The sequence below is a fragment of the Nostoc sp. C117 genome, from assembly GCF_043099735.1.
Classification (GTDB): Bacteria; Cyanobacteriota; Cyanobacteriia; order Cyanobacteriales; family Nostocaceae; genus Nostoc.
Window position 1 is genome coordinate 4,688,082 of the sequence record NZ_CP170991.1, and the last position, 23,065, is coordinate 4,711,146.

Sequence of the window (23,065 nt, forward strand, 5' to 3'; positions counted from 1 at the left end):
GACTTTTGCAGTGTATAGGTTTTGATCGTGGAGTTTTTAAATAGTTTTTTCTCTATTAACCAATTTATTCCGCATGGACATTGCTACCTCTGGAAACCAGAATTGGTATACTTACATCTGCTTTCAGATGTACTAACTGGATTTGCTTATTATTCAATTCCAGTGATGCTAGTTTATTTTGTCCGTAAACGGCGAGATGTGCCTTTTGACTGGATATTCCTGATGTTTAGCACATTCATTGTTGCTTGTGGCACAACCCATTTAATGGATGTGTGGACGCTTTGGTATCCTACCTATTGGCTATCAGGGTTAATCAAAGCTATTACTGCTTTTGTCTCTGTAGCTACAGCCATCAAACTTGTGCCATTAATACCCCAAGCATTGGCTTTACCGAGTCCTGCTCAACTAGAGGCGGCAAACCACCAACTAGGAAAGGAAATTGCTGAGCGCAAACGAACTGAGAAGGTGTTAAGAGAAAGCGAACAACGCTGGCAATTAGCTTTGCGTGGCAATAATGATGGAATTTGGGACTGGAATGTTAAAACCAATGAGGTTTTCTTCTCGACTCGCTGGAAGGAAATGCTGGGTTACGAAGATAATGAAATTTCCAATAATTTAAATGAAAGAGTTATGCGAGTGCATCCGGACGATCGTCAAAGGGTGACACAAGCAGTTCAAGAACACTTTGCCAAAAAAACACCATTTTATACTACCGAGCATCGAGTTTTATGTAAAGATGGCACTTACAAATGGATTTTAGAGCGAGGTCAAGCGCTCTGGGATGATGATAATAACGTAGTGCGAATGACAGGAACGCAGAAAGATATTACTGAACGTAAGCGAGCAGATGAAGCACTAAATAACCTACTTAACCAATTAGAAAATATGGTTGAGGAACGGACAGCAGAGTTAACAAGAATTAATCAATCCCTACAGGTAGAAATTACTCAACGCCAGCGAATAGAAGAAGCATTGCGGGAAAGTGAAGAGCGATTCCGGTCTGCATTCCATCAAGCTGCTGTTGGTATTGCTCATGTGGCAATAAATGGCAGGTGGTTGCTAGTTAATCAGAGGCTTTGCGATATTCTTGGTTACACGCTTGCAGAACTACAATTGCTAACTTTTCAAGATATTACTCACCCAGACGATCTTGATATCGACCTAAAATATGTTGATGATATTTTAGCAGATCGCATTCAAACTTACTCAATCGAAAAACGCTATTTTCGCAAAGATACTTCCATTGTTTGGGTTAATCTCACGGTAGCTTTAATGCGTGAACCTAGGGGGGAACCAAAGTATTTTATTTCTGTGATTGAAGATATTAGCGATCGCAAGTACTCACAAGAGCAAATCAAAGCATCGCTTGTAGAAAAAGAGGTGTTATTGAAAGAAATTTATCATCGGGTTAAAAATAACTTACAGGTTATTAGCAGTTTACTAAATCTGCAATCTGCATACATCAAAGACAAACACGATTTAGTAATATTTCAACAAAGCCAACAGCGAATTGGATCAATAGCTCTAATTCACGAAAAATTATATCAGTCTCAAGATTTGGCAAGGATTAATTTTGCTGAATATATTCGAGATTTAGTAGCTAGTTTATTTACTGCATACGAAGTGAATGAAGATGCGATCGCTTTAAAAATAAATATCGAAGAACATATTTTACTAGGCTTGGATACAGCAATTCCTTGTAGCTTAATTATCCATGAGCTTGTATCTAACTCGTTAAAATATGCATTTCCCACAAAGAGAAATGGTACAATTTGTATCAATTTTAACCAAAACAATCAAAATAATTTTATCCTGATAGTTAGTGATGATGGTATTGGTTTACCCTCAGATTTTGATTTACAAAAAATCGACTCATTGGGCTTACAGCTAGTAGATGCTTTCACTCATCAGTTGGGAGGAAATATCAATATAAAAAGTGATGTCGGAGTAGAATTTCAGGTGAAATTTACCTTGTTTTAAATATTAATAAAAAATATCAAATATGACAAAAGCAAAAATTTTAGTTGTAGAAGATGAAGCTATTGTTGCCAAAGATTTACAGTATAGACTAAAAAAATTTGGTTACACGGTTCCGGAAATCGCCTCTTCAGGAGAAGAAGCAATTAATAAGGCAGTAGAAATTTCTCCAGATTTAGTGCTAATGGATATTAGACTTAAAGGTAAAATGGACGGGATAGAAGCTGCTCAAGAAATCTATAAGCGTTTGGATATTCCAGTAATTTATTTGACTGCTTATGCAGATGATAATACATTAGAACGAGCCAAGATAACTGAGCCATTTGGTTACCTACTCAAACCGTTTAAAGAAAAAGAACTACAAACTAATATTGAAATCACTCTGATAAAACATGGTCTAGAAAAGCAATTGAAAAGCAATAAAAAATGGCTGGATGCACTACTAAAAAGTATCAGCGATGGTGTAATTGCTAGCGACCTTCAAGAATTAGTAACTTTTATGAATCCTGTCGCTGAAAACTTGACGGGATGGAAACAGGAAGAAGCTTGTGGTAGAAATTCCTCAGAAGTCTTTAATATTGCCGATGCAGTAACTCATAATTCTATTGAAAGTCCGATAATAAAAGTCCTTCAAGATGGTATAGTTTTCAAACTACCAGCAGAAACGATTTTGATTGCTAAAGATGGTGTAGAAATACCAATTGATGACAGTGCTGCACCAATTAAAGATGACAAAGATAAAATTACCGGTGCTGTGTTGGTATTTCGGGATATTACCGAACAGAAGGTAGCGATTGAAGCGCGTAAAAAGCAAATTGAGCAAGAGCAACTTGTGGCACAATTAGAGGAGATAAATCAACTCAAAAATGACTTCTTGAACTTAGTTTCGCATGAACTACGATCGCCCCTGAGTAATATTAAGGTAATGATTCAAATATTACAAGGTTCTACTGATATAGAGGAAACTCAGCATTATCTAGAAGTAATGGATGCCGAGTGCGATCGCGAGTTAGAATTAATCAACGATTTACTAGACTTACAACGTCTAGAAAACTCATCTTATTCAACTATTGCACCTGATGCCTTGCTCTTACAACAGTGGCTACCTTGGGTTATTGAGCCGTTTCAAATCCGTATTCAAGAACATCAACAAACTCTACAGATAAATCTCCCTTCAAATCTCCCGCCACTAGTCTCAGACAGCACTAACTTGGAACGAATCTTAGTAGAATTGCTCAATAATGCCTGTAAATATACACCAGCTGGTGGTGAAATTATTCTTAATCTACGTCATGTTTCTTTAGAAACACCTCCACAAACTATAATTGCTATTAGTAATTCAGCAGAAATTCCGGCAACACAATTACCACGAATCTTTGAAAAATTCTATCGCCTCCCTAATGCAGATATCTGGAATCAAGGTGGTTCAGGATTAGGTTTACCTATAGTTCAGAAATTAGTCGAACAACTGCAAGGAAATATTCAAGTAGAAAGCAGTAATGGATGGACAACATTCACCCTCATATTAAATGATTTATTAGGATTTTAGGCTTTATAAGCTGATATGTGTCTAAATTATATAAATAAACACTCTTTATAATCGTTGACGGTCAACCGTCATCAGATAAATGTAATAGTTTTATGCGTAACAGCTTCATTCCAAAATCTGAGATAATTAAAGCGAATTATTAAATAGACAAAATGACATTAACATCTTCCACACCTCAGGGTTTTAGTGCATTTATTACTAATTTAGGAATACGAGACGCAACTGATGATTTTGTATTGATTAAATCATCAGTTCCTTGTGTTGCTGATGGAGTTTTCACTCAAAGTCTTTTTGCTGGACCAAGTGTTACTATTAGCCGCAATAACTTAAAAGACTCACAAGCACAAGCAATTGTTGTGATATCCAAGAATGCAAATGTCGCTAATGGTTCCGTTGGTATCGCTGACGCCGAAGAAGTTTTACAAATGGTTGCAACAGAAACTGGAATAGCTGCACATAATATTGTGATAGCTTCTACAGGTGTAATTGGCAGACGTTACCCGATTGAAAAAATCCGCGCAGGTTTATTAGGATTCGGGAAAAAAATCATTACTGCTGATTTTCATGCCGCAGCTTCTGGTATTATGACCACCGATACAGTTCCCAAACTAGCTACACGGCAAATTGGCAATGCCAAGCTAGTAGGAATTGCCAAAGGTGTTGGCATGATTGAGCCTAATATGGCTACTCTGTTAACTTTCTTTTTTACTGACGCTGCGATTCAAGCAAATAGCCTTCGTTCTATTTTTCGGTCTACTATAGATAAAACCTTTAACTGTTTGAGTGTAGACACTGACACTTCTACTAGTGACTCCGCCGTGATTCTAGCTAATGGAATAGCCGGTGAAGTTTCAGAAGCAGATTTTGCCACTGCATTAGGAGAAGTTGCACAGGAATTAGTGCTGAAAATTGCTAAAGATGCAGAAGGTGCTACCAAAATTATTGAGGTGACTGTAGATTCGGCGATTAACTATGCACAAGCTAAAACAGTAGCTAAAGCAATTGTAAATTCACCATTAGTAAAAACCGCTGTCTATGGAGCAGATCCGAATTGGGGAAGAGTTGCTATGGCTATAGGTAAATGTGAAAATGAACAGCAGATAAATCCCGAAAAAGTTGTTATCAAATTTGATAGAGTTAAAGTTTATCCTGATACTTTAAGCGAGGAAAATCTGGAAGATTTACGGCAAATTATGTCCAAAGACAAAGTAGATATTTATGTTAGCCTGAATATTGGCGAAGCTTCTGCAACTGTATGGGGTTGCGATCTTTCAGAAGGTTATATCGAAATTAATGGCAAATACTCAACGTAACAATTCATCAGCCAGAATCGTTCAGGTGCTTTATCTAAATATAGGAATCCGGTTTGATTCGTGAATGTACTTGTGTCGATAGGCAACAGGATTAGGGAATAGAGTTTGTCTTGAGATATATCATTCAGTCGTAGTTTTAACTACGACTGAATGATAGAAAAGTTCTACTTCGTTAGACATAATCTTGATAGCAGCAGTTAGGTCGCTCGGTGCTATTAAAGCTAGCTGGGGGCTGTAATTCGTCCTTTGTCATTATTCCTTTTGAAAGAACAAATTAAACTAAGGTATATATCGGTAAGTAGATATGTAACTTGCATTAATAATGTAATAATTTTATCTAAGATAATCAGTCAGATTGACGATAAAAAATAAGAATAAATTAAGTAAGTAAGGTAAAAAATGCCTAGACTCGTAGGACAGCGCTCTAATACTGGAGCAAACATTACCGTTCTCATTATGTTAATTGCCATCTTTGGGGTATTTCTCGAATACTTTGGCTTGATTGATATTATCCCTGGTTTTGGGCGAGAGGGGCGATTTTTTCAGCTTAAAGTTCATCCAATCAACGAACAAGTAATTCAACAACCTAATCAATAAAAATCTGAGGGATAGATAAGTGCGTAAAGGTAGTGATGTTATCGATAAAGTGGTCGTTACTTACGATACAGGTAAAAAACTTGTACGAATTATAGATTTAATTTTTGATCCTAAACGCAATCAACTTTTAGGTTTTCTAGTTGCAGAAAAGGGATTGTTTCGAGATGCAAAAGTGATTCCCTTAGAAGAGGTGCAAGCGATCGGGTTAGATGCGATCGTAGTTAACTCGAAAGAATCTGTTGTTAAGGCACATCGTCTACCTCTAATTAAAGAGATCCTACACCAAAATATCGTACTTAAAAGAAAGAAAATTCTGACTACAGAGGGACTCGACCTTGGTGTATTGGTCGATTTGTTCTTCGATGAGCATAGTGGACTGGTGGAAGGATACGAAGTTTCTGGCGGTGTATTTGCTGATGCTTACTCAGGGCGATCTTTCGTTCCGGCTAGTGAAGCACTAAAAATTGGTTACGATGTTGCCTTTGTGCCCCCAGAAACCGCTCAAATGATGGAAGAACAGATCGGTGGTATCCGAGGAGTCGTTCACGCAACTGGAGATAGATTACAAGACTCAGCCCAGACTACCAACCAGAGACTGCAAATAGCAGCTCAAAGCGTGAATGAGCAGCTGCAAAGCTCGGTAGAGAACGTGAATCGTCGGCTACAAGAAGCAAGTCAGAATGCAGGTGAGCAATTGCTTGCCGCAACTGATGCTACTAACAGCAAATTGCAAGATCTCAATCGAGATACAGCCGCCTCCCTGACAAATAATTTGGTTGACCCTGCCGAGCAAAAGGTATATGTGATTGGCAAGGAGCTTGAACGGGATGTACTCACTCCAGATGGTAATGTACTGCTATTACAGGGGCAATTAGTCACGCTAGTTGATGCAGAAGCGGCCGAACGTATGGGTATCCTCGATGAATTATATCGAGCCACAGGTGGCAGTCTAACTACCAATATCAGGCGCAATTTGCAAGCCGCAACAGAATTTACTAGCAATCGAATTGGGAGCGTCACGATGAGTAGCGTCGCTAATGTCCGTGATTCAATTGATTGGCTGACAGCACAAATTCAGCAGACAAGAGGGCGTAGAGTCCTGCAAACTGTGCGTGCTGATGATGGCTTAATTATTGCGGCATCTGGGCAGATTGTGACGGAATCTGTGCTTGCTCGTGTCCAGACTTTCGGTAAACAAGCAGAATTACTAAAAGCTGTTGGTCTGAATCTAGCAACCACAGCCCGTTCGACCGCAAGTGACACATGGTTAGAAGCTAAAGTTCAACTGGGTGATGGGGCAAGCATCGCTCAAGAGAATCTGAATACTTTCTGGCAGGTATTGAAAGCCAAGGCAGAAAAGTTACAAGGACGCAGCACTCAAGTCATCAAGAAGCAGCGGATTGAACAAGCACTGGGTCGTCCAGTGACTCGTGTCATTCTTGACCCAGAAGACAAGGTGATTCTAAATGTAGGTGAGCTGATTACACATCGCGCTGTCAGTCAAGCTGAAGAAAGTGGAGTTCTGAATATCTTATTGAGTTCGGTCTATACCAAAGAGCCAGAAATCTCTGACAAGGAGTTACGTGCTGAGGAACATGGAATGGCAGCCTTAGCAGATCGTCATAATGGGCGATCGCAACTTGAATCGAAATCAATCTTAGTAGTAAATTAATGCTCGACTTTCACACCTTAATTCAATTCTCAAGCACTTACTGTATTGGGATTTGTACTTTTTTAATTCCAGCCAACTTAGTTGCTACCTCATCAACAATAATTTTTGCACTGTTGGGTTATCCGGCTATTCATATCTGGCAAACTGCTGGTATTGCTAGTTTCTTTGCTCTGTTGATGATACTGCACGTATTTGCTTGGTTGGCGATCGGAGTAGTTATGGCACCCACATACATTTTATTGGGGCTAGGAAGCATTTGTTTATTGGCAAATTTAATTGTAATCGTGCCATATAGACGTTTTGTAAACGCATAGGTTTAGCAAATCTGCGTAGCATAAAGGACTTCCAAAAAATAAAACCTTCATCAATAATAATGACTCTTTTAGACCTGAAATGAAACATCGCATTAGTTCTGCTGGGTTGAACTGAAACGCAGATGCGGTGAAGTGGAGAATTTGAAAGCTTGCAAAATTAATGCGACAATCCACTAGTTGATATGGTTGCATAATGCTGAGTTCAACTGAAACAGCACCCAATGTTTCATAACCCACACTCAATAACCCGCATTAATCAATATGTCTCTTATTCAAAACAAAGTGGTAATCATCACCGGAGCCAGCAGTGGTTTAGGTGAGGCCACCGCGAAGCGACTTGCCGCTTCTGGGGCAAAACTCATGCTGGCCGCCCGCCGGGAAGATCGGTTGAAAGAATTGGTTGCAGCGATCGCTAAATCAGGAGGAACTGCAACCTACCAAGTCACGGATGTGGTAGATCGGGCACAGTTAGAAGCCTTAGCGAAGGAAACTTTGAGTACTTATGGTCGGATTGACGTGCTAATCAATAATGCCGGGTTGATGCCCCTCTCTCCCCTTGACCAAGTAAAGGTGGAGGAGTGGGATCGAATGATCGATGTCAACATTAAGGGCGTTCTCTATGGGATTGCTGCCGTGTTGCCGATTATGCGTCAACAAAAATCTGGTCATGTCATTAACCTATCGTCCGTGGCTGGACATAAAGTGTTTCCTGGGTCAGCAGTCTATTGTGCTACCAAGTATGCAGTGCGAGCGATCTCTGAGGGGCTGCGACTAGAGTCAAACGGTGAAATTCGTTCGACTAATATCTCACCAGGAGCCGTTGCGACTGAGCTGACTACTACCATTACCGATAAAGACACAGCAGCGGGAATCGATCGACTTTATGCGATCGCCATTGATGCAGATGCTATTGCCCGTGCGATCGCCTATGCCATTGAGCAGCCCAGTGATGTTGATGTAAATGAAATGATTATTCGTCCGACACGTCAAGAACTTTAGAGGTTTACCATACTCAGTACTCAGCACTCTCGATCGATGCAATTGGGATCTTTTCCAATGGATTCCCTCCCTAAGTTTACCCGGTAATGCTATGGCGTTTCCTCAGCAACTGAGGTACAGCTTAATCTCAAGCCGATAAAGCTGTGCTTTATTTCCCATCTCCTTACTAAGGAGATGGGCTGGGAATGAGGTTTTTCTTTGTACTTCTATCTTATTGGGAACAGCTACAGCGGGTAATCATACAATAAATTCGGTTTCTGAAAGGCGATCGCAACCAATTGCTATAAAAAAACAACAATTAGTTGAGCGAACAAGACCCAGTTTTCTTAAATTCTGACTAATGGTTTTTCAACAGGGGTAGGCGTAACTAATGGATCAAATCCTAACTGTTCAGTAATACGCTCTCTAGCTAAAAGACGATATTCCCAAAAATGCTCGCCAGCCGCACATAAACCCAAATACATATTCACGAATTGGGGTTTAGCGCGAATAATAGCCCAAAGCTGTTGCCAAAATTGACCCCGAATTTCCTTTCGTTGCCAACCTTGTCGCCAGAGCAAGTTTGCAAGTAGTCGCAGTCCTTTGCCAGGAGGAAAATACATCGTCTGCTGTAGTTGGGGATTAGGCGTAATCTTCAGGCATTGTTCAAAACAACGTCGGAGATAGTTTTTGGGTTCGTACATTCTCCAAATTGCCTCTAAATATTCTTTAGCAACTTCAGCCATCGGCCGGCTTGGAACAAAATTCATTAAGGAATTCTGATCCCCCACCTTCAAAGCTCCAAATCCTTCTAATAATCGTTCCTCTCGTTTTAGTCTTTCCCAGAGGGCAGTGTTGGGAAGGGCTTGGAGTATACCTAGCATTGGTTGAGGAATGCTGGTTTCTTCAATAAAAGCTTCAATTCGCTCCCCAGCGCCAGTTTTTTCTCCATCAAAACCAATGATAAATCCTGCATAAATTAACAATCCGGCTTCATTGATGTTACGACAGGCTTCTAACAGAGGATTGCGGGTATTTTGAAACTTGCGAGTGAGTTGCAAGCTGTCTTGATCTGGTGTTTCAATACCTAAAAAGACTGCGTAGAAACCAGCTTTAGCCATTAATTCTAATAGCTCAGTATCTTCTGCTAGGTTGACGGAAGCTTCAGTCATGAAGGTGAAGGGATAATTGCGTTCCTGCATCCAGGGAATTAATGCTTGTAAGAGGCGTTTTACATTGCGTTTATTGCCAATAAAGTTATCATCCACTACGAACAGAGATCCGCGCCAGCCTAAGTCATAGAGGGTTTGCAGTTCTGCTAGGGTTTGACTGGGTTCTTTGGTACGTGGTTTGCGACCGTATAAATTGATGATGTCACAAAATTCGCATTCAAAAGGACAACCGCGAGAAAACTGGATTGCCATCATTAAGTATTCATCTCGCTTGAGTAAATCAAAGCGAGGTATAGGGCTTTTGCTCACATCTGGTTTTTCCAGGGCGCGGAAGGTTCCTTGTTCTTCACCTTTGGCGATCGCTTCTAAAAATTGCGGAACTGTAATCTCGCCTTCATCTAAAATTAAGTAGTTAGCTCCTGCTTTCTGGGCAGGTTCTGGGACTGAGGTTGGATAAGGACCACCGACAGCTACTTTCTTCCCCAGTTGCGCTGCTTTATGAATTTGAGCGAGAAAGTCTTCTTTCTGTGCAAGCATGGCAGAAAGAATTACGATGTCGCACCATTCCCAATCAGCATCTGTTTCTTGGTTAACATTACGGTCATAAAACCGAATTTCCCAATCTGTTGGTAGCATAGCAGCAACAGTCAAAATCCCTAGCGGTGGAATAACTGCCTTAAGTCCCGCTATTTTCATGAATTCGTCGTAAGACCAAAACGTTTTGGGAAAACGGGGATAAAGTAAGAGTACTTTCATTGCTATAGTCCTGTAATTAAATGTTGGTTGGAATATTTTTTACTTTTGATAAATCTGTGTTTTTGGATACTGATTGCAGAGATGATGCTACGATCCCACTACCCCTATTCTTTCGCTATCTGTCTAAAGACAGACATTTGCATCGGCAAAGGTGATGTTTTAGTCAGTTAGCAGGAGTACCGCCATTGTAATAAAACCTAATGGCGGATTTGTGGAGCGAAAAACTGCCATATCAATCGTCTGGTGATAAATCCAGAAATAATTGAGCATTTTTATGCATCAACTTGCAATGCCAATGCATCAACCTGCAATGCCAATGCATCAACCTACAATGCCAATGCATCAACCTGCAATGCCAATGCATCAACCTACAATGCCAATGCATCAACCTGCAATGCCAATGCATCAACCTGCAATGCTAATGCATGAACCTACAATGTTAATGCATGAACCTACAATGCTAATGCATCAACCTGCAAAAATTAACCTACCTTTTATATTAAAGCTTTTGTATTACAGCTTAAATATCTTATTTGGTAACGGCGAGTTGACCTGGAAAATGTCAAAATTAAATGAGTTTTGCGTAGGCGGAAAGCAATTTGTCGCCAGACATCGCCACTTTACATAGCGCGGATTTGAGATACATAACTTGAAATTTATGGGCAAGCAACGTGTTCTTTCTGGAGTTCAACCAACCGGCAATTACCATCTAGGTAACTATTTGGGAGCCATTCGCAACTGGGTAGAAGGTCAGAGCGAATACGAAAATTACCTTTTTGTGGCTGATTTGCACGCGATTACAGTGCCACATGACCCCAAACAGTTAGCAGCTGATACCTACACCCTCGTTGCTCTGTATCTCGCTTGTGGTCTTGATTTAAATCACTCCACGATTTTTGTGCAATCCCACGTTTCAGCCCACAGTGAACTCACCTGGTTGCTCAACTGTATTACCCCTCTAAACTGGCTGCAAGATATGATCCAGTTTAAGGAAAAGGCCGTCAAGCAGGGAGAAAATGTCAGTGCAGGTTTATTAGATTACCCTGTGCTGATGGCAGCTGATATTTTGCTTTACCAAGCCGATAAAGTGCCAGTAGGTGAAGATCAAAAGCAACACTTGGAATTGACACGGGATATTGCAGCTCGGTTAAATCACCAATTTGGTAAACCAGATCGGCCAGTTCTGAAGTTACCAGATCCTTTGATTCGTAAGGAAGGGGCAAGGGTGATGAGTTTGGCGGATGGTACGCGCAAAATGTCGAAGTCCGATCCTTCGGACTTAAGCCGAATCAATTTGTTGGATTCACCAGAGCAAATTCAATACAAGATTAAGCGTTGTAAAACCGATCCAATTCGGGGTCTGACTTTTGACGATCCAGAGCGTCCAGAGTGTAATAATTTGTTAACTTTGTATACATTGCTTTCGGGTCACACAAAAGAAGATGTAGCGGCTGAGTGTCAAGATATGGGCTGGGGGCAATTCAAGCCATTATTAATGGAGACGATAATTGCATCCCTTAAACCAATACAAGAAAAATATCAGGCGATAACGGAGGATAGAAGCTATTTGGAGACTGTGTTGCGGGAGGGTGGCGAAAAAGCTAGAGCGATCGCTAATCAAACTCTCTCGCAAGTAAAAACTGCTTTAGGCTACTCTTTACCTCTATGAGTTTCAACTTTCAGGTGTGATTTGTTATACCATTTAACAAGAAAGAATTCAATAGTCAGGAGCCAGAATTCTCTTGCTTGAATTCTGTGCGACTGCCTTTTTCTGAATTCTGACTTGTTCTTTTGAATCAATCGAGATTTTTAATGATATGCATCATACCCATAGCCCCACTGCCTTCCGTAGAGCCGTGCAAACAGGTGAATTCCTTGTTACCGCTGAGGTAGCACCGCCGAAAGGGGGAGATCCAGCGCACATGATTCAAATGGCGGCGACTCTTAAGGGGAGGGTTCATGCCGTCAATGTTACTGATGGTAGCCGCGCAGTGTTACGGATGTCTTCGTTAATCGCGTCGGTGATTTTGTTACAAAACGGTGTAGAGCCGATTTGCCAAGTTGCTTGTCGCGATCGCAACCGCATTGGTTTACAAGCTGATTTGATGGGCGCTCACGCTTTGGGCATACACAATATATTAGCCCTAACTGGTGACCCATTAAAAGCAGGTGATCATCCAGATGCCAAAGCAGTGTTTGACTTGGAAGCTGTGCGACTGCTGCAAGTCATCCGCAAAATGAATCAAGGCGTTGATTACAACGAGAAACCCCTAACTGATGGGGCGTTAGATTTATTTGCTGGTGCAGCGGTAGATCCACAATGTAAGAGTTGGTCGGGTTTACAAAGTCGATTTGAACGCAAAATCGAAGCCGGAGCGCAATTTTTTCAAAGTCAGTTAATTACCGATTTTGAGCGGCTAGAAAAATTTATGGACACAATTGCTACGGGTTATAAAAAACCAATTTTGGCAGGAATTTTTCTGTTGAAATCAGCAAAAAATGCCCGATTTATTAATAAGTCTGTTCCCGGTGTAGATATTCCTCAGCATATTATTGATAGATTGGCAAAAGCCAAAGATCCTCTTGAAGAAGGTATGAAAATTGCTGCCGAGCAAGTGCAGATAGCGCGGCAATTGTGTCAAGGTGTCCACATGATGGCGGTGAAAAGGGAAGATTTAATTGTGCCAATTCTAGATATAGCTGGAGTCGCTCCAGTTAATCAGTTGGTATCAAGGTAAACGAGGTAATGCATTTTTTACTAAAGCAGTTGGTTATGCCATCTGCTTTTTTTGAATTTTGAAACAGAAGGCGATCGCTATTTTTGATAAACTTTCAGTAGACACTTTTACTTGAACTAAATCTAAGTGCAAACTGATAAAATATTTTATAGCTTATTTCAAACTTTCCCTAGTATATTTTTTGCAATCATTGGCGAAACAACTGTTAATATTAACGCCTATGAATTTGTTTCGGTGGAAGTGAAGGAAACAGCCTTTCGGATTGATGGGGTATTTATCCCTAAAAGTGAAAGCACAAACCAACCACTTTACTTTGTGGAAGTGCAGTTTCAACTAGACTCGAATTTTTATAGACGCTTTTTTGCTGAAATCTTTGTTTACTTACGTCAAAACGAATCAGTTAATTTTTGGCGTGCTGTGGTTATCTATCCCCAAAGGAGTTTAGATCCAGGCGATCGCCTACCCTATGAGTTGCTGCTAAACAGTTCACAAGTGCAACGTATTTATCTAGATGAATTAGCTACAGGAGAGAATTCACTGCAAGTAGCGATCGTTAAGTTAATTATCGAAAGGGAAGAGACAGCCTTAGATAAAGGCAGGGAATTGATTTTACAAGCAAGGCAACAACTGGCAGATGAAGCTACCACCAAGCAAATTGTAGAATTGATAGAGACTATTCTGTTGTACAAATTTACCCGGTTAAGCCGAGAGGAGTTAGCAGAAATGTTGGGTATAGACGACGAATTCAAAAAAACAAGGATGTATCAATCAATCCTGAAAGACGGCTTAGAAGAAGGTCGCCAAGAAGGTCGCCAAGAAGGTCGCCAAGAAGCTAAGTTAGAAGCTATTCCCCGATTGTTAGCATTGGGCTTGAGTGTGGAACAAGTGGCGACAGCTCTTGATTTAACGGTGGCGCAAGTACAGGAAGCAACCCAGAATCAGTCTAGTTGATATGAGACTGTGTTTGCATCTAATGTAATCAGCAAGTGTGTAGGCTAGGCGGCCTACGCACTGTAAAACCTGGATTACATCTTACCGTGTTGCATCACTTCTTGTAGATGGTGGCGAATCTCTTGTGCGTGTTCAATATCAGATTGCCGCAATTTTTGGAACAACTCTACACAAGGCTGAGAACCGGCTTGCTGTGCATCTTTGATGTAAATATCATAAGCCTTAACAGCTTCAGCCTTGTTGTGCAAAACGGTGACAAAATCATACTCCAAGTTGCTAATCACTTCTTGAGACTGTCCGTTACCTGTATTTGTAGCCATTGCTTAAACCTCTTTTAGGATTTCTAATTAACTTTATACTTACCCTTAAAGAGCGATTCATCTTCCAAAAAGAGTATATTCCAATACGTCGTAAGTACCTTGCAAAAGTAGGTTATAGCATTTTAGATTTTAGATTCATTCAAGTTCCTAATACAGTTTCAACCAAAGGAGTGCAGAGGAGGAAAATACTTTTTCCCCACTCCCTACTCCCCACAGTCCATTTTCATAACCATTTATCCCAGTGGTTGATTTTCCTCACATTGATGTGAATACTGTAATTCCAAATCATTTTGCCGTTCTCTACCTCCTCTATATACAACCGGACAAAACTTAGTGTTAGCACTCATACAATCCATGTGTGGCGTTTTAGCACACACCACAAGTAGTCCACCCAAAACAAACAACAAACCACAAATTGCAAGCGTATTAACCCAATAAATTTCTAGCGCTCCGTGAACTACTACCTCTCGCAGTAGAGATACAATTGTTACCTCAACTGCCACTCCTACAGAGATACTATGTTCTTGCAAATAAACCATTAATAGTCGGAATAATTCGACTAAAATCAACACAAACAGTATTTTTGCAGTCACATGTTTATAGTCTAGTGGCTGCGTGAGGGCGATCGCTATCCCCCATAATTGGATCAGCATGACGGCGAACAAACCCAAACACAAAACAATCACAATTAAGTCTTGGAAGGCTTCCATGTTGCGAACAATTGATTGCCGATCGAGCCAGCGATCGCTAAATAAAAATCGACTCTTTAGGCGCTTTTGCATGTAAGTTTCATTCCAATCGGGACAAGTTCAGACAACACCAGCGAGTCAACCCAATAGTTTTATGTTACGCAATATTAAGCTTTTATGCCTCAGCAAGTTTGCTAATTTAGCACTTATTGCTGAATTTTCTCATTGGTCATTAGTGATTAGTTGTAGACAAATTACAGTACACTATTTACTATTCATTGATTTAATTTTTGTGCTTGTTGTAACACTTTTTCAGAATTTTTTGCCCATTGGGGATTCCCCTGAGCATTGTATAAATCTCTAGCAAATTGCAATACTTGTACTGCATCCTTATATTGTTGTAATTGCATAAAAACTAACCCAGCCCCGTAATAAGCATTGGGATAGTTAGAATTAGCTTCGGCTGATTTTCTAAAAGCCTCTAGCGCCTCTTGTAATTTGCTTTGTTTAAACCAAATTGAACCGATATTGTAGTAAGCTTCTGGATACTTTGAATTAATTTTTATTGCCTGATAAAAAGCACCTCTGGCTTGATCCAGTTTACCTTGTTGGAGATAACACATACCTATATGATAAGGAGGTTCTGGTGCATTTTTGCTATATTGTATGGCTTTTTTAAAAGATGCGATCGCCCGCTCGCAATCTTGTTGCTGTTCTTGTACCAACCCCAAGTTATAATGGGCAAATCCTAGTTTAGGATCGAGTTCTAGAGCGCGTTGCAAGTAATCATTAGCTAACTGTAAATTATTGCCTTCTAACAATGCACCGCCTAAATTAGCAAAAGCTGGAGCAAACTTAGGATCTGCTTGTGTCGCTCGATAAAATGCGTCCGCAGAGGGTTGTAATTGTCCCGTTTGTCGTAATGCTAGCCCCAAATTATAGTAGGCTGGTGCTAATGTCGGATCTAATTTAGCTGCTTGTTTAAAAGCTGCGATCGCATCTTGTAACTTTCCCGCCTGAATTGCCTGTAAGCCCTGGTTTAACCAGTCTATGGCAGTTTTAGCATTAGATTGTGCCAGCCTTAAATAAAGAGGAACAGGAACAGCAAGGGAAGAGAGGGAGAAGATGCTACTACCCACTAATATCAAACTTACTAAACTTGCTATGCGATATTTGTAAAGTGATAATCTCATAGATTTTCTAAATCGCTACAATTTTCAGTTACATCTACTTCATAAAAAGTATTGTGTCAACTCCACTTTTTTTACAAAAATTTTTAATGTGGGATTAAACTTTGTGATACTTAACTTTTCTTAAGCTAAATCTTACAACAGGCTACAATTTTTTTAACTTTCGATTAAAGGTAGGATAATAACAAATTAAAGAAGGGGTAATTTTGACTCCAGAGAACCATTTTTTATCCCTGATACATATGGCGTAATGCGGTTGTGAATTAATTACCGCAAGGGAGGTTTTATGAACGAAAAAGTAAAATCGGGTTCGCGAAATGTTGCAATTGTCGGTCCTTATTTAAGTGGAAAAACTACTTTACTAGAAAGCTTGTTATTTGTCACAGGAGCAATTTCTCGCAAAGGAAGTGTTAAGGACAGCAATACAGTGGGAGATAGTGCTGCCGAATCGCGCGATCGCCACATGAGTGTAGAAGTCAGCGCCGCTAGCACTGAGTATAACGGTACTCGGTTCACTTTTATTGATTGTCCGGGAAGTGTAGAATTTGCCCAAGAAACGTACAATGCTTTAATCGGAGTAGATGCAGCAATTGTAGTTTGCGAACCCATACGCGAACGAGTCCTCACTCTCGCCCCTCTATTTAAATTCCTAGACGATTGGGAAATTCCCCACCTCGTCTTCGTTAACAAAATGGATCGGGCAAATATTCATGTTTTAGAAACGTTGCACGCCCTCAAAGCAGTTTCCAGTCGTCCCTTAGTAGCCCATCAATATCCCATCGTGCAAGGGGAACAACTCACCGGCTTTATCGATATGGTGAGCGAACAAGCATATAAATATCATCCAGGCGCACCTGCTGACCCCATTCCCTTCCCCGAAAGTTTAAAAGAAGAAGAACATATAGCCCGGGCAGAAATGCTCGAAGCCTTAGCAAATTTTGACGATCATTTACTCGAAGAACTTTTAGAAGACATCGAACCACCCCAAGAGGAAATCCTTAAAGATTTAAAAATGGAATTAGGGGCAGATTTAGTAGTCCCCGTTTTCTTTGGTGTAGCAGAACAAGATTATGGTGTTAGACCTCTATTAGAAGCCTTGTTACGGGAAGCCCCCGAACCAGAAACCACAGCAGAACGTCGTTTAAAAAACTTAAAAGGCGATACTCCCATAGCGCAGGTACTCAAAACTTATTACACTCCCCAAGGTGGGAAACTTTCCCTGGTGCGGGTTTGGCGGGGCAAATTAACCGATGGTCTTGTCCTCAACGGGATTCGGACAGGTGGAATTTATCGCCTCATAGGACAACAACAGCAGTTTGTTAATGAAGTTTTTGCCGGTGAAATAGTTGCATTGAGTCGTTTAGAAGGAATCAAAACCGGCGATACAATCTCCACAGAACAGCGGGTAATAGAATTACCCAAAGCTGCACAATTGGAACCTGTCTATGCCCTCGCCATTACACCAGAAAAGCGCAACGATGAAGTTAAACTCAGTGGTGCCATTACCAAGTTGTTAGAAGAAGATTCTTCACTGGCTTGGGAACAACACGGCGACACCCACGAAGTTATTCTTTGGGGTCAAGGCGAAATTCATTTGCAAGTCACTTTAGATAGACTGCGCCGCAAATATAATTTACCGATGACAACCCACTTACCGCAAGTGCCTTATAAAGAAACCATCCGTAAAACGGTGGCTTCAGTTCACGGGCGCTACAAGCACCAAAGCGGCGGTCATGGTCAATTTGGTGATGTTTTTCTGGAAATTAAGCCTCTACCACGCGGTACAGGTTTCAATTTCAATGAAACCATTGTTGGTGGAGTGGTTCCTAGACAGTATATCCCCGGCGTAGAAATGGGCGTGCGGGAATTTCTCACACATGGGCCTTTGGGTTTCCCTCTGGTGGATTTAGCGGTAACCTTGACCAATGGTTCTTATCACAGTGTCGATAGTTCCGAACAAGCCTTTAAGCAAGCGGCGCGATTGGCAATGCAAACAGGGATACCCCAAGCCGAACCCACCTTATTAGAACCAATTCTGCGAATAGAAGTGACAACACCAAGCGAATTTACCTCCAAGGTGTTGCAACTGTTGAGTGGTAGACGGGGACAAATTTTAGGCTATGAGGGCAAAAACGATTGGCAAGGCTGGGATAATGTATCGGCATACTTGCCGCAAGCAGAGATGCAAAACTTTATTGTAGAATTGCGATCGCTCACCCTCGGTGTTGGTTCCTTCCACTGGGAATATGACCATTTACAGGAAGTGCCAGAAAAACTCGCCGAACGTGTCATTCAGAGTAATGGCAACGGTGGTAACGGTAACGGTAAGTAACTCTTGATTAATCCAAAATCAACCCTAGCCCGGAACTTTGACTTTCGGGCTAATAAATAGTTTCCAATAAATCACTGTTAGTCTATATTTTCTTCGGTAAGAACTGCATCTTTGAGCAGTCCTTTCAGTCTTGCAATTGGTAAATCCCGATTGCTATGAACAGAGGTTATATATTTTTTTTATTAGACCCAAATAAAGCGCTTTAAAGCTAGTATTGCAATTCAAGAGCCTTGCACTTGCTGTAATAAATTAAATTAGAGAACATATATATTTGTCAGAGTTTTACAGGCTGATTTTCGACAATAATTCTTTAAAACTGATTTGATTGCTGAAAGCCCCGAAAATACGTAACTTATGCCCCTGAACTTAGAAAAAATGGACAATAATTCTTTAAAAGTGACAATAATTATTTAATGGACAAATGGAGAATAACGGATTTGAACCGATGGCCTCTGCGGTGCGATCGCAGCGCTCTACCAACTGAGCTAATTCCCCTTAATTAATTCACCAATGAATATTCTAACATTCTGTTATTGATGACTGATGCTCTTTTTGGGAATAAATTTTCTGCACGCGTTCGAGTTCCAAATCGCTGAGATAATCAACAGTCCAGTTACAGCAGCGCTGAAGCATATGGAATGGGTAAGTATTCGCTACACCCACAACTTGCATTTGCGATCGCTTTGCTGCTTCGATACCTGCTGGAGTATCCTCAATTGCCAGACATTCATGTGGTTGAAGATTCAATTCCGGATATTCTTTATTCAGGCGTTTTACTGCTAGTAGATAACCATCGGGTTCTGGTTTACTGGTGGTGATGTCATCACCCGCAACGATAATTTTAAAATGTTCAGCCAGTTTAGCTCGATGGAGTACCAATTCTATTTCTTGGCGAATAGCGCCACTAACTAAACCTAGCTTCAGATTCCGCGATCGCACCTGAAATATTAAATCTTCTACGCCTGGATATAAAGGCAGTTTCTCGATTTTCTCTAGTTCCACCACATAGGCTTGGGCTTTGCGGTACAGCAACTGAGTTAAATAGCTCTCGCTAGCTACCCTACCACGATTTGCCAGTAGTTGCCCAAAACAAGCGCGATCGCTGCGTCCTAAAGAAGCTTGGCGCTCATCAACGCGCTGGGGTTGGAGATTTTCTTGAATCAGAATCTCATCTATTAGTTGCAGGTGAATTGGCTCATCGTTAATGATGACACCATTAAAATCAAAGAGAACTGCCTTTAAACTCATGCTATTATGCCAAACGCTGGCGATCCAACTCCCTCCAAATTATTATTATCTATTGTGGTGTCTATTGAGGTTGAAGTATATTGGCGGAGATTTTCAGATACTATCGGTTTAATGCCGCTAGTTACCTGATTTATCCACCAGATATCTTGGGTTCGCACTGCTTCAAACCCTGCTGCACCCATATTCGCATCGATGCTAGCATTCGCATACTCACGAATATATGGTTCTTCAAAAAGGTCATTCAGCCATTCTAATTGACGCAGAGTCTTTTGATTACCATCTAAAATTAATACTTGTCCTCCAGTTACCAGCAACCGAAAGCTTTCTCGCAAAATTGCTAAAGACACCGTATCTGGTGTTTCGTGAAATAGCAAAGAAGCTGTCACTAAATCAAAGGAAGCATCACTCAAACCAGTTTTCTCTGCATTCCCGTGTCGCCAGGCTATATCTAAACCAGCATTTATTGCTTTATGTTCTGCCCTTACCAGCATATAAGGTGATAAGTCCAAACCAATAACTTCGGCTTGGGGGAAAGCTTGCTTTAACATTAAGGTAGTGGAACCTGTACCGCAACCTAAATCAAGTATGCGTCGCGGTTTTACCTTAATAGCATCAATTAAAGCCTGACGGACAATAGTTTCGTTAGGTGGTATGACGTATTGGGTAATCGGATCGTAACTCACCGCTGCACCGGAATTCAAATATCCGCCTGTAACACCGTGAAAGTTTTGACTGCTGTAGTACGAGGGGATTATGACATCATCTCGTCGAAAGCGATCGCTTTCTTTCTCCCAGTCAATACTATCAGCGTAATGTCGCAAGCCATCTTCATCAATAAAAAGACGCACCACAGGAGATAAAAAACGCTCCCAGATTGTATCTTGACGCACTGCCATAATTGTTGTGTCAGTAACTGTAAAGGATTATTTCAATCAGAGTTATTTTCTTTACAAATTTTAATACATCTTTTCTTTCTGTGGCGATCGCTTGACATTTGTAATTTATTAAGTTACATTTGTAGTACAAAATTCTCTTAAGAGAATGTTTAAAAAGTGTTTTGCGGTGACTTTAGGCACTTTTAGATCCCCTCTAGCCTTAAAAAGGGGGGAACAGGAATCAAAGTCCCCCTTTTGAAGGAGGATTTAGGGGTATCTAGAACGTTTTGTTACCAAGAAGAGGACTTTTCAAACAACCTCCAATACCGTTTCACTTTAAGATTGATACAGATTCTTGCAGGGGGAAGCAGAGGGATAAGAATAGTTCTTCAGCTTCAGGAAAATTTAGCTTGCTAAATGAAAGACAATACAACATTTAAATTGCTACAACTAACTAGGTAATCGGTTATAAGGGAATGGCACTAAGACTCATATCAAACTTCCTTGCTGACAAGGCGTGGGGTGTAGGGTGTAGTTTTAATAAACAATATGAAACGATGTTTTGTTATTTGTAAGCCCCTTAATTTAACCGGATTCAATTGTCAGTCATACCAATAATTATGAGTGTCCCATACGGAATCCAAAATCTAAAAATTAAAATCCAAAATAGAAAAAATTATGCCATACGAAAAGTTAGAAATTACCACACCAGCACCGGTTTTATCTTGGGCTAACCACTCTTTGGGACCTGAAGAAATCAAAATGGCAAAAAATGTCGCCTCGTTGCCATTTGTATTTAAGCACGTAGCGTTGATGCCAGATGTTCATTTAGGAAAAGGTGCTTTAGTTGGTTCTGTAATTGCAACCAAAGAAGCGATTATACCTGCTGCTGTCGGAGTGGATATTGGTTGCGGTATGAGCGCGATAAAAACAGCATTTACTGCCGAACAACTAGAAGGAAAACTAAAGAAAATCCGCCTGGATATTGAAGCAGCAATTCCTACTGGATTTAACGAAAATAAAGACGTTGAAAAATCTGTCAGCAACTGGCAACACTGGGATGATTTTAAAGATTTGCATCGCGGGGTACAAGACTTACAAAGTAAAGCAATGAAACAAATGGGTTCTCTCGGTGGAGGAAACCACTTTATTGAAGTGTGCCTCGATACAGAGAACCGAGTTTGGCTGATGTTGCATTCTGGTTCGCGTAACATTGGTAATAAACTCGCCCAGTGTCATATTCACACAGCTAGAGAATTAGCAAAAATGGCAGGTAATAAATTGCCTGACCCAGATTTAGCTCACTTTGTCGCTGGTACGCCAGAATTCCAAGCATACTGGCACGATTTACAATGGTCGCAAAACTATGCGCGTGTCAACCGCGATGTGATGATGGCGCGTTTCAAGCACATAGTTGAGAAACATCTCACGGGTGGAAAGGCAACTAAACCTTTATTGCAGGTTAATTGTCATCACAATTACGCCGAAAAAGAAGTGCATTTTGACGAGGATGTATACGTTACTCGTAAAGGTGCAGTCCGCGCCCAAACTGAAGATTATGGGATTATTCCTGGTTCGATGGGAGCAAAATCTTTCATCGTCAAAGGTAAAGGTAATGCCCACAGCTTTTGTTCTTGTTCTCACGGTGCAGGGCGTTTGCTGTCTAGAAATAAAGCTAAGAATATCTACACACTTGATGATTTGATAGAGCAAACCAATGGCGTAGAATGCCGCAAAGATGAGGGTGTTTTAGATGAAATTCCTGGTGCTTATAAACCAATAGAACAAGTGATGGAAAACCAAGCGGATTTGGTTGAAGTTGTAGCAACACTCAAGCAAGTTCTTTGTGTGAAGGGATAAATTTGTCAGGCTGGTTAATTAAAGCAAATGAAATTCTGCCATCGCTTTGGGAAAGTTTTTGTTTTCATGTCCTGAGCGACTAAGTTTAATTAAGGCAAAACGCTCTAATGGTCTTAAAGCTGCCCATTTTTGCTGTGTGATGACTACTCCTATTTCTTCGGCTTTGTCCTGGACGCTAGCTGGTACAGTGGCAAAGTCGAGCCATTCTGGATGGGATTCTATGGGCAATTTGGCAGCTGGTATACCTGTGTGTTTTAGAGTCAAATCCTCAATATATTCGCGGTAAGACTCAATTTCGCTTTCTGTAGTGCAAGGTAGTTCGACTAAAGCTTGATGTTCTAGTGTAGTCATTTGATTCCAATCAGACAATTTTAGCTTAATGCCACAGGTATCTAATTTGCAGCGCACCTGCATGGGAATACAACGCAACGAATGAACAAAATCTGCTTCAAATTGAAAAAAATCTTCCATAAATAAAGTATTCAAAATTAGCTCTTAATTAGAATGTTGCTTGACTACCCTACAATTACTGGC

20 protein-coding genes and 1 tRNA gene are annotated in these 23,065 nt (G+C 40.7%); 13 read left to right on the top strand and 8 right to left on the bottom strand.

Annotation, left to right across the window (positions count from 1 at the left end):
* Positions 1-27: 27 nt before the first annotated feature.
* The 7 genes from ACFG4S_RS20290 (at position 28) to ACFG4S_RS20320 (ending at position 8,421) form a co-directional block, all read left to right on the top strand.
* Positions 28-1,980 (top strand): PAS domain S-box protein, encoded by a 1,953-nt coding sequence (locus ACFG4S_RS20290; protein WP_392530826.1) that lies wholly within the window; start codon positions 28-30, stop codon positions 1,978-1,980.
* 22 nt (positions 1,981-2,002) lie between these two features.
* Positions 2,003-3,526 carry a response regulator gene (locus ACFG4S_RS20295; RefSeq protein ID WP_392530827.1) on the top strand — a complete coding sequence of 508 codons (1,524 nt, stop codon included), beginning with the start codon at positions 2,003-2,005 and terminating at the stop codon, positions 3,524-3,526.
* 152 nt (positions 3,527-3,678) lie between these two features.
* Positions 3,679-4,839 (top strand): bifunctional glutamate N-acetyltransferase/amino-acid acetyltransferase ArgJ, encoded by a 1,161-nt coding sequence (gene argJ, locus ACFG4S_RS20300; RefSeq protein WP_392530828.1) that lies wholly within the window; start codon positions 3,679-3,681, stop codon positions 4,837-4,839.
* A gap of 399 nt (positions 4,840-5,238) precedes the next feature.
* Positions 5,239-5,436 (top strand): hypothetical protein, encoded by a 198-nt coding sequence (locus tag ACFG4S_RS20305; RefSeq protein WP_392530829.1) that lies wholly within the window; start codon positions 5,239-5,241, stop codon positions 5,434-5,436.
* Between the two features lie 19 nt (positions 5,437-5,455).
* Positions 5,456-7,108 (top strand): PRC-barrel domain-containing protein, encoded by a 1,653-nt coding sequence (locus tag ACFG4S_RS20310; RefSeq protein WP_392530830.1) that lies wholly within the window; start codon positions 5,456-5,458, stop codon positions 7,106-7,108.
* On the top strand, positions 7,108-7,422 hold the full coding sequence (locus ACFG4S_RS20315) for a hypothetical protein (RefSeq protein WP_392530831.1): 315 nt from the start codon (positions 7,108-7,110) through the stop codon (positions 7,420-7,422). Before ACFG4S_RS20310 ends, ACFG4S_RS20315 begins: the two co-directional genes overlap by 1 nt.
* Positions 7,423-7,683: 261 nt before the next feature.
* A complete protein-coding gene (locus ACFG4S_RS20320; RefSeq protein ID WP_392530832.1) occupies positions 7,684-8,421 on the top strand; it encodes an SDR family oxidoreductase in 738 nt (245 codons plus the stop codon).
* Positions 8,422-8,747: 326 nt separating this feature from the next.
* Here the strand turns inward: ACFG4S_RS20320 and ACFG4S_RS20325 are convergent, their stop codons facing one another.
* Positions 8,748-10,328 (bottom strand): B12-binding domain-containing radical SAM protein, encoded by a 1,581-nt coding sequence (locus ACFG4S_RS20325; protein ID WP_392530833.1) that lies wholly within the window; start codon positions 10,326-10,328, stop codon positions 8,748-8,750.
* Positions 10,329-10,602: 274 nt separating this feature from the next.
* On the opposite strand from ACFG4S_RS20325, the gene ACFG4S_RS20330 reads away from it, so the two are divergent.
* The 4 genes from ACFG4S_RS20330 (at position 10,603) to ACFG4S_RS20345 (ending at position 14,017) form a co-directional block, all read left to right on the top strand.
* Positions 10,603-10,956 (top strand): hypothetical protein, encoded by a 354-nt coding sequence (locus tag ACFG4S_RS20330; protein WP_392530834.1) that lies wholly within the window; start codon positions 10,603-10,605, stop codon positions 10,954-10,956.
* A gap of 30 nt (positions 10,957-10,986) precedes the next feature.
* Positions 10,987-11,997 (top strand): tryptophan--tRNA ligase, encoded by a 1,011-nt coding sequence (gene trpS, locus ACFG4S_RS20335; protein ID WP_392530835.1) that lies wholly within the window; start codon positions 10,987-10,989, stop codon positions 11,995-11,997.
* A gap of 148 nt (positions 11,998-12,145) precedes the next feature.
* Positions 12,146-13,066 (top strand): methylenetetrahydrofolate reductase, encoded by a 921-nt coding sequence (locus ACFG4S_RS20340; RefSeq protein ID WP_392530836.1) that lies wholly within the window; start codon positions 12,146-12,148, stop codon positions 13,064-13,066.
* Between the two features lie 126 nt (positions 13,067-13,192).
* Positions 13,193-14,017, top strand: coding sequence for an Rpn family recombination-promoting nuclease/putative transposase (locus tag ACFG4S_RS20345; RefSeq protein ID WP_392530837.1), 825 nt, complete (start codon positions 13,193-13,195; stop codon positions 14,015-14,017).
* Between the two features lie 74 nt (positions 14,018-14,091).
* Here the strand turns inward: ACFG4S_RS20345 and ACFG4S_RS20350 are convergent, their stop codons facing one another.
* The 3 genes from ACFG4S_RS20350 to ACFG4S_RS20360 form a co-directional block, all read right to left on the bottom strand.
* Complete coding sequence (locus ACFG4S_RS20350) at positions 14,092-14,337, bottom strand: hypothetical protein (protein WP_392530838.1); 246 nt, start codon at positions 14,335-14,337, stop codon at positions 14,092-14,094.
* Between the two features lie 233 nt (positions 14,338-14,570).
* On the bottom strand, positions 14,571-15,119 hold the full coding sequence (locus ACFG4S_RS20355; protein WP_392530839.1) for a phosphate-starvation-inducible PsiE family protein: 549 nt from the start codon (positions 15,117-15,119) through the stop codon (positions 14,571-14,573).
* Positions 15,120-15,301: 182 nt separating this feature from the next.
* Entirely contained in the window at positions 15,302-16,219 is a 918-nt protein-coding gene (locus tag ACFG4S_RS20360) for a tetratricopeptide repeat protein (RefSeq protein WP_392530840.1), read from the bottom strand.
* A 283-nt stretch (positions 16,220-16,502) separates the two neighbouring features.
* On the opposite strand from ACFG4S_RS20360, the gene ACFG4S_RS20365 reads away from it, so the two are divergent.
* On the top strand, positions 16,503-18,548 hold the full coding sequence (locus ACFG4S_RS20365; RefSeq protein ID WP_392530841.1) for an elongation factor G: 2,046 nt from the start codon (positions 16,503-16,505) through the stop codon (positions 18,546-18,548).
* A gap of 422 nt (positions 18,549-18,970) precedes the next feature.
* On the opposite strand, the gene ACFG4S_RS20370 is transcribed toward ACFG4S_RS20365, so the two are convergent.
* The 3 genes from ACFG4S_RS20370 to ACFG4S_RS20380 all read right to left on the bottom strand — a co-directional run bounded on the left by ACFG4S_RS20370 (position 18,971) and on the right by ACFG4S_RS20380 (position 20,692).
* Positions 18,971-19,043 (bottom strand) — tRNA-Ala (locus ACFG4S_RS20370).
* Positions 19,044-19,067: 24 nt separating this feature from the next.
* The gene (locus tag ACFG4S_RS20375; protein WP_392530842.1) at positions 19,068-19,796 is read right to left on the bottom strand and encodes an HAD family hydrolase; all 729 of its coding nucleotides are present in this window, start codon (positions 19,794-19,796) and stop codon (positions 19,068-19,070) included.
* Positions 19,793-20,692 (bottom strand): class I SAM-dependent methyltransferase, encoded by a 900-nt coding sequence (locus ACFG4S_RS20380; protein WP_392530843.1) that lies wholly within the window; start codon positions 20,690-20,692, stop codon positions 19,793-19,795. The genes ACFG4S_RS20375 and ACFG4S_RS20380 overlap by 4 nt, the downstream gene beginning before the upstream one ends.
* Before the next feature lie 657 nt (positions 20,693-21,349).
* On the opposite strand from ACFG4S_RS20380, the gene ACFG4S_RS20385 reads away from it, so the two are divergent.
* Positions 21,350-22,531, top strand: coding sequence for an RtcB family protein (locus ACFG4S_RS20385; protein WP_392530844.1), 1,182 nt, complete (start codon positions 21,350-21,352; stop codon positions 22,529-22,531).
* An 18-nt stretch (positions 22,532-22,549) separates the two neighbouring features.
* Here the strand turns inward: ACFG4S_RS20385 and ACFG4S_RS20390 are convergent, their stop codons facing one another.
* On the bottom strand, positions 22,550-23,002 hold the full coding sequence (locus ACFG4S_RS20390) for a nitrate reductase associated protein (protein WP_392530845.1): 453 nt from the start codon (positions 23,000-23,002) through the stop codon (positions 22,550-22,552).
* Positions 23,003-23,065 lie beyond the last annotated feature (63 nt).

Excerpts from the sequence above, each read along its gene's own strand:
- ACFG4S_RS20295 (WP_392530827.1), top strand. The coding sequence starts at position 2,003 with ATGACAAAAGCAAAAATTTTAGTTGTAGAAGATGAAGCTATTGTTGCC.
- argJ (WP_392530828.1), top strand. The coding sequence starts at position 3,679 with ATGACATTAACATCTTCCACACCTCAGGGTTTTAGTGCATTTATTACT.
- ACFG4S_RS20305 (WP_392530829.1), top strand. The coding sequence starts at position 5,239 with ATGCCTAGACTCGTAGGACAGCGCTCTAATACTGGAGCAAACATTACC.
- ACFG4S_RS20315 (WP_392530831.1), top strand. The coding sequence starts at position 7,108 with ATGCTCGACTTTCACACCTTAATTCAATTCTCAAGCACTTACTGTATT.
- ACFG4S_RS20320 (WP_392530832.1), top strand. The coding sequence starts at position 7,684 with ATGTCTCTTATTCAAAACAAAGTGGTAATCATCACCGGAGCCAGCAGT.
- ACFG4S_RS20325 (WP_392530833.1), bottom strand. The coding sequence starts at position 10,328 with ATGAAAGTACTCTTACTTTATCCCCGTTTTCCCAAAACGTTTTGGTCT.
- ACFG4S_RS20330 (WP_392530834.1), top strand. The coding sequence starts at position 10,603 with ATGCATCAACTTGCAATGCCAATGCATCAACCTGCAATGCCAATGCAT.
- trpS (WP_392530835.1), top strand. The coding sequence starts at position 10,987 with ATGGGCAAGCAACGTGTTCTTTCTGGAGTTCAACCAACCGGCAATTAC.
- ACFG4S_RS20340 (WP_392530836.1), top strand. The coding sequence starts at position 12,146 with ATGCATCATACCCATAGCCCCACTGCCTTCCGTAGAGCCGTGCAAACA.
- ACFG4S_RS20350 (WP_392530838.1), bottom strand. The coding sequence starts at position 14,337 with ATGGCTACAAATACAGGTAACGGACAGTCTCAAGAAGTGATTAGCAAC.
- ACFG4S_RS20355 (WP_392530839.1), bottom strand. The coding sequence starts at position 15,119 with ATGCAAAAGCGCCTAAAGAGTCGATTTTTATTTAGCGATCGCTGGCTC.
- ACFG4S_RS20360 (WP_392530840.1), bottom strand. The coding sequence starts at position 16,219 with ATGAGATTATCACTTTACAAATATCGCATAGCAAGTTTAGTAAGTTTG.
- ACFG4S_RS20365 (WP_392530841.1), top strand. The coding sequence starts at position 16,503 with ATGAACGAAAAAGTAAAATCGGGTTCGCGAAATGTTGCAATTGTCGGT.
- ACFG4S_RS20375 (WP_392530842.1), bottom strand. The coding sequence starts at position 19,796 with ATGAGTTTAAAGGCAGTTCTCTTTGATTTTAATGGTGTCATCATTAAC.
- ACFG4S_RS20380 (WP_392530843.1), bottom strand. The coding sequence starts at position 20,692 with ATGGCAGTGCGTCAAGATACAATCTGGGAGCGTTTTTTATCTCCTGTG.
- ACFG4S_RS20385 (WP_392530844.1), top strand. The coding sequence starts at position 21,350 with ATGCCATACGAAAAGTTAGAAATTACCACACCAGCACCGGTTTTATCT.
- ACFG4S_RS20390 (WP_392530845.1), bottom strand. The coding sequence starts at position 23,002 with ATGGAAGATTTTTTTCAATTTGAAGCAGATTTTGTTCATTCGTTGCGT.